A 6,253-nucleotide genomic window follows, 5' to 3' on the forward strand; every position below is an offset into this window, starting at 1 on the left:
AGATTCAGTCCAAGCTATGATGCTGGCAAATAAAGCCGAGAAAGTTTTGGGATTTAAGTTGTCTCCTATGGTGCTATGGCATTACCCCACTATTGCATCACTATCTCAGCGTTTAGTCGAAGATTTAGAAAGCTTCGAGTCAGATATATTTCAAATTTAATCACTAAGATTTACAACAATTGGGAAAATTTAAACCTATGAATGTATCAGAAATTGTCACAAATCTCACTCAAAAAGGTGTTCATCTTTGGGTTGATAATAACCAACTTAATATTCGTTCTCCTAAAGGTGTAATTACCCCAGAAATCCAGGCAAATCTCATAGCTTACAAAACAGAAATTTTGGCTTTTATCCGCGACAGAGATATTACTACAAATACTGAAGCTACGCCTTTAATTCAGGGATTAAATTTACACACTATTGGGCGTTTAATTGGGGGATTTGTAAATCAAACCTCTGTAGAATATAAGCCACCTATTATTGACCCTAAAAAGATGGCTCAACAGTTAATGGTTACATTTAAACCTTTGCCTAAAAACTACAGAAATTCTGAAATTTTACAATTTCGCCAAGAATTAGAAAATTATTTCAGGGAATATAGCGTACAAATAATTCCTTGGGAGCAAGCAACTACAGAGTTTATCTATGACATATTATTGCCTATAATTAAGCAGAAGAAAATTTTTAAGATGAGGGGAGTTAGAGCCGAAATCAATGCTGTTATTGATGTAGAAAATCCTCCATCTGTAATCAGAAATTTGGGAATTTGTGTTGCCGAAAATTGGTACAGATTTTATTCTAATTTTTTGTTTAAAGAACGGGGTATGTCTGTTATAAATATTGCCAAATTTAGTAGTTGGGCTGAAGAATATGCAGCCAAATATGTTGAAGATCCTACTAATACTCAGGTGATAACTTTAACTAAAATTGATCAGGATTTTATTAGTCCGGTCATACCATATCAACAAAAAATTAATATTGGGTTAAACACTCTAGTGAGAACTTTTTCGGAAATTGTCATTGGAGTTACTGTTGATAAAATTTCTATTTTAAACATGAATCTTTCAGATTCTATTTTCTCTAAAAAAGAAATAGGAGAATTTGTTTTAAAATCACTAATTCCGAAAGTTTTTGTGCCAATTTATCCACTTTTATTGAACCGATTTGATATAGGAGCGTATCAACCAGAAAAATCTATCTTTGCTAAAAAATTAGTAAAGTTAGGACAAGAACTGGCACTAACTGGTTTATTTCCTCCTGGTTTTAAACTCAATGAAGTAATTAAAAGAAAATCTCACAGGGATATTGTCAATGTAATTGTGAACGGGAGAACAGGCGTTTCTTATGGTTTTGTGGCTTACGCTGAACCTCCACAATATTTTGGTGCTAAGGAAATAAGTATAACTGAATGGGAAAGTTTATCATCTGTTGAAGGATTTAGCAGTAATGAACTCCGTCAAAATGAGCAAGGTAGACGTTATCTCAAAACTAAACTCCAAGGAGAAGATAAATTTCAGCAAATCCCCGATATTTGGCTAGTTAGCGCTCGTTCAGGGTCAAATAAAACCAATTTGAATATTAATAATGATGTGATCCGAATTGGTTTGAAAGAAAAATTATATCTGGAATTACCTGAAGGTATTCAGGCAAACAAGGTAGATATCAAACCTTCTTATGATATCTACGTAATGCTGGCAATTAGTCTGTCTGCGGCTTTATATACGCCAGATTTAATTAAAGATGGTGCGCCAATTGTCCATTTTCACGGTTATCCGGCATTTGATTGGTTTAAAGCGAATGAGTACTGTGTGGGAGTTCACAATCCTTCTGTACCTTGCGGCACTTATGAATCAGGAGTATTCAATTTTTTAGGTATTTCTAGTTTAGCAAATCAAGCGAAAACAGATATTTCCTTAATCAGCCTCGTAGAACCAGATCATGGGACAAATTTCATCGGGCATGATTTGGAGTACCTTGTGGAAAGATTGAAAACGGGATGTGCAGAGGGGCAAATTGAGTTAGGTGGCAAGCATTTTGCTTCTTTGAAGGCTAACGTAGAAAAATGCGAACTGTGAATCTGCATTAAACATGGAGAGACGTTACATGGAACGTCTCTATATTCTTTGTTGGAGATGTCTATTTATCTAGGTTCATCTGTGGTTCAATATTCTTTGATCTCAAAACTGCTGTAATTCATCGCATTACTTAGCTGCTGATATGAACGCGGTCAACTGAAGGAGGGGTGCTAGAACCATCACCGTCTGTTTGCCGATATTGGGGCGTACCATGCAATTTTGGTTCTGGCTGTGGTGGTTGAGGTTCTGGGCCTAGGGGTTGGGGATTTTCAATATACTGGAATTCTCCTTTACCATCCATTGAACGCCCTTTTGCCCAGCGACCTTCGGCACTTTCATTACCTTCTGAGTGATTCCAGAACTGATAAGCAACTTCGCGTTTTTCTAATTCCAGAGGGAAGGAACTGGGAACCGGTGTACTTTCTAGTCCTGATTCTTTTAGATCCTCAATGGCTGCTTCCCACTGGTTTTGATGCATGGTGTCACGGGCAATCATAAAGCTTAAGGTATCTTTCACCCCAGGGTCATCGGACATTTCATACAGTCGCACAGCTTGCAAACGTCCCTGAGATTCTGCATGGAGATTAGAGCGAAAATCTGCCATGAGGTTGCCACTAGCGACGATAAAACGACCATTCCAGGGGAAACCAACGCTGTCAGCTGGCATTGCACCTAAACCGGAAACGATCGCGTGTTGAGGGTTCATGGCTGCTGACATAATCATCTCTCGTGGATTACTACCACCCATTACCGCACCCACTACAGCATCTTTAGCCCCTTCTTCTTGAACTTTCACTGGGGCTTTATCTAGAAGATGGGCGATCGTTGTCGCTAACATCTCAATGTGACCGATTTCTTCAGTGCCGATATCTAACAGCATATCCCTGTATTTAGCAGGGCCTCGGCAGTTCCAACCTTGAAACAGGTATTGCATCATCACGGACATTTCGCCAAATGTACCACCGATGAGTTCCTGCATTTTCATTGCGTAGACGGCATCAGGCTTTTGTGGTGGCTTGAAGTACTGTAACTTCTTATTGTGATAAAACATTGGGTTTCCTACTTGATTAATGGCATTTACAATTGCACTAATTCAAATTTATTGGTGTTGCTTATGCTTTCTATGAAACTAAGCAATTTTGATGTCTACATCATGCTGGCGGTATATAAAAATATGGCAGAGTTTGTCACTACAGATGTAGAGAAAACCTAGTTAAATCAAAGATTTGAGGCTGATAAACCCGAAAGTAGGTGCAAGGCTTCGCCGTGAGCGTCAGCCGAACGGTTTTTATTGGGTGTACCATCAAAAGTGTGAATTGTGGGTTGAATAAATCACTGTTCCCTGTTTCCTATCCTCACAAATAACTTGTGCAACAAACCCTACTTATGTTTTTAGTAGGTACTAGATGGGCATCTTTTTCCCAAAAGATTGTTAACTGTTAACTGATTTAATCATCTCGTCCATGAATTTGTGCTGGTGGACTGGTGGCTTCAACTGCGGTAAATGGTTCGAGGATTTTGTAAGTATGGTTTGCACCTTTTGGGACTACCCAGGAACTTCCAGCTTCTAATAAAATCATTTGTCCTTCTATGTGCAGTTCTGCCCGGCCTTTGATTGCATAACCAACTGTTTCATAGTTGCGGGAGGTAGGTTGTTTATCTGCGCTTGGTTGTTCGTCTTCCCAAAGACGCATAGAAACAGATTTGCCAGAGGCGAGATATTTCTGACCGAGTTGACCTTTGGGAGAATGGGTAGAGTCGATTTTTTTCACACTTGTGTCAGTCATATTTATTTAATTACCTTGGTACACAGAAAAAATATTGTTTATCTCTTGTTTGTTTCTGGTCTATTTTTTTGGTAATATCCGTGTCGAGTGCCTGTAATTGGCTGAACGGTATCTTCTACTTGGGTTTGGACTGAATCTAAAAACTCTTTTGTGGCTTTGGGTGTTGGTTCATCTAGGTTGAGCTTTTCTCGCGCATTTTCAGCCGTTTCTTTGAGGTTTTTCTGAGCATTCTCAATCTGTTGGTCGTCAGGCGTACCTTTGTAATAAATGCCTTCAGGAGTTTTTACGGTGTCAGCTTTCGCTATATCGTTACCGTAGTTAAAAATTTGAAATGAGAAAAAGGCAAAACTGATCATAAAAACTATGATAATCTGACGCAGAAACGTATTCTGTAACCAAGAAAATACGCGGTTCATAACAGTCCCCTATTTTATGACTATTTTTGTCTGATTGGTTGTCCTTGAGTGATAACAATTTCTCCTGTTTCCATTAATATTTTGAAACGACGTAAATTATCGCCTATTTGCTGTTTTGGTTCTTCACTAAATAGGGTTTGCTGTTCGCGTGGTGGGTTTGGGAGGCTGAATTTCAGTGCCTATGCGCCCCCGATATAGCTCTGCTAAACGCTGTTCGTATTGGAGCAAATCGTGGTAAATTTCTTTAAAAATTGCTGTTGCTACGGGGTCGGTATACATAGCACACAAGTTGCTAATATCACCTAAACCTGTTTGTAAATCTCCCAAGGCGCAACGTAATTGATAGATGTCATCGCTACCAGTGAAAGCGCTTTTAACTTTGGCGTATTGATTGGCGATATTTGCCACTATGGAAGGTTTTTCACCGAGTCTGTCGAGATAGGTTTCCAACTTCTGAATATGGCGCTGTCTATTACCAATCATTTCTTGAAAGAGCAGTCGCACTTGATTATCTGATTCTTTTTCTGCATACTGTTCCAAGGCCTCCATTGAGTAACGCTCACCACTCAGCGCTGTATTCAAGCCTTTAGTGATTTCACCTTTGGTAGAACCACCCCAAGCATCAGCCAATTTCCACCACTCAGCAGTTGTATCTTTCTCGTCTGGAAGTGCAGCATCTTTACCACCGTAACCCAAACGACTGAGCAGCGCTGTGGTAAAAATCGGTAAATCTCCTGGTTCACGAGAGGTAATTAAATTCCTATCTACAACTAACGGCTCATCAAGATAATTTGCACCTGCATTAATCATGTCTTTGCGGATAGCACTAAAGCCAGTGGCTTTTCTACCTTTGAGCAAATCACCTTCAATTAAGAGTTGTGGCCCGTGACAAACCGCAGCTACCCATTTTCCTTGCTGCATAGCCTCTTGTACAAAGCGGACTGTGTTGGGGTTCCGCCGCATTTTGTCGGGAGCCATACCACCAGGAATGACCACGGCATCAAATTCTCCAGCTATGGCTTCTGTGGTGGTAGCATCAGGTTGAACTGAAACTTTGCCTCGTTTACCCTTATATCTTTCGTTCATGCGTGAACCGAGGACAACTACCTCCATTCCCGCTTGTTTTAAGCCATGACAAGGGATTGTAAATTCTATATCCTCAATTCCATTTTCAATGAGGATAGCCACTTTTTTCTTACCAGAATGATTGTTAGAGTATGTCATTAATTTTCCTTGTTGTTAGAACTTAACCAAATAAATACATTAATTACCGCTTACATTGCTGGAACTTCACCCGTTGGTGATGTGGCGAACAGTTCTTCATAATCATGAGAAAAATGATGATGAAATTTGGCAAATTTCTCAGGATTAATGGCGTTTTGTAAGACTGCAAATACAGCCCGGACATGGATTGCAGTTGTTGTCGGTTCTATATTTTCTCTTTGACTAACACGGGTAATAAATTCTTGCAGGTTAAAAGATTCGCTACTTTCTCCTTCTCGTCCTTGCAAGGATTGGCCTAGTTCTTGTGGTAATTCTGCTGCTATTTCTTTTGCTTCGTCGCCGGGAACACGCTCTTTGAGAGTTTCTAAAGTAGCACGGGTAGCACGTTCTGTTTCTTCACGATCATTTGATTGGGCTAGGCTTTGTACGTGTGTAATAAATTCGTTATATTCCATTTTCGACCTCCGATATCAATGCTTGGTTTTTTTTAGATGCAATTGCCAAAATACAGTAATTCGTAATTAAAAAAATACAGGCTTACACTCTTTGCAATTATTACAAGAGGTTTAACTTTGAATTTATACTTGCTAGTTTATGAGCTAATAATTATTTTATCTTCGTTCTCAGGGGATATATAGCCAAATTCAAAATTCAAAATTCAAAATTCAAAATTCAAATTGTTGCTGTGACTAGGTTTTGAGATTTTTTTATGTCCTAATTGCCTTGGCGATCGCTATATTTTTTTACTTAA

7 protein-coding genes and 1 pseudogene are annotated in these 6,253 nt (G+C 39.1%); 2 read left to right on the top strand and 6 right to left on the bottom strand.

From position 1 onward, the window contains the following. Window positions 1-19: 19 nt before the first annotated feature. Window positions 20-160: a phosphopantetheine-binding protein gene (locus tag VB654_RS24430; protein ID WP_416235707.1), complete on the top strand. Its 141-nt coding sequence runs from the start codon at window positions 20-22 to the stop codon at window positions 158-160. Window positions 161-197: 37 nt separating this feature from the next. Further along, the gene (locus VB654_RS24435) at window positions 198-2,075 is read left to right on the top strand and encodes a hypothetical protein (RefSeq protein ID WP_323216430.1); all 1,878 of its coding nucleotides are present in this window, start codon (window positions 198-200) and stop codon (window positions 2,073-2,075) included. Window positions 2,076-2,205: 130 nt separating this feature from the next. On the opposite strand, the gene VB654_RS24440 is transcribed toward VB654_RS24435, so the two are convergent. The 6 genes and pseudogenes from VB654_RS24440 to VB654_RS24465 all read right to left on the bottom strand — a co-directional run bounded on the left by VB654_RS24440 (window position 2,206) and on the right by VB654_RS24465 (window position 5,957). Continuing rightward, the gene (locus VB654_RS24440) at window positions 2,206-3,126 is read right to left on the bottom strand and encodes a manganese catalase family protein (protein WP_323216431.1); all 921 of its coding nucleotides are present in this window, start codon (window positions 3,124-3,126) and stop codon (window positions 2,206-2,208) included. Window positions 3,127-3,523: 397 nt separating this feature from the next. Next, window positions 3,524-3,862 carry a cupin domain-containing protein gene (locus VB654_RS24445; protein ID WP_323216432.1) on the bottom strand — a complete coding sequence of 113 codons (339 nt, stop codon included), beginning with the start codon at window positions 3,860-3,862 and terminating at the stop codon, window positions 3,524-3,526. Between the two features lie 38 nt (window positions 3,863-3,900). Beyond that, the gene (locus VB654_RS24450) at window positions 3,901-4,278 is read right to left on the bottom strand and encodes a hypothetical protein (RefSeq protein ID WP_323216433.1); all 378 of its coding nucleotides are present in this window, start codon (window positions 4,276-4,278) and stop codon (window positions 3,901-3,903) included. A gap of 20 nt (window positions 4,279-4,298) precedes the next feature. Continuing rightward, a pseudogene (locus tag VB654_RS24455) lies at window positions 4,299-4,412 on the bottom strand (cyclase); the annotation flags it as partial. Beyond that, a complete protein-coding gene (locus VB654_RS24460) occupies window positions 4,405-5,502 on the bottom strand; it encodes a DJ-1/PfpI/YhbO family deglycase/protease (protein ID WP_323216434.1) in 1,098 nt (365 codons plus the stop codon). The gene VB654_RS24460 and the pseudogene VB654_RS24455, both read right to left, overlap by 8 nt. A gap of 50 nt (window positions 5,503-5,552) precedes the next feature. After that, the gene (locus tag VB654_RS24465; protein WP_323216435.1) at window positions 5,553-5,957 is read right to left on the bottom strand and encodes a DUF2267 domain-containing protein; all 405 of its coding nucleotides are present in this window, start codon (window positions 5,955-5,957) and stop codon (window positions 5,553-5,555) included. Window positions 5,958-6,253 lie beyond the last annotated feature (296 nt).

The organism is Nodularia sp. UHCC 0506, from assembly GCF_034931045.1.
In the GTDB taxonomy this organism is placed as follows: domain Bacteria; phylum Cyanobacteriota; class Cyanobacteriia; order Cyanobacteriales; family Nostocaceae; genus Nodularia.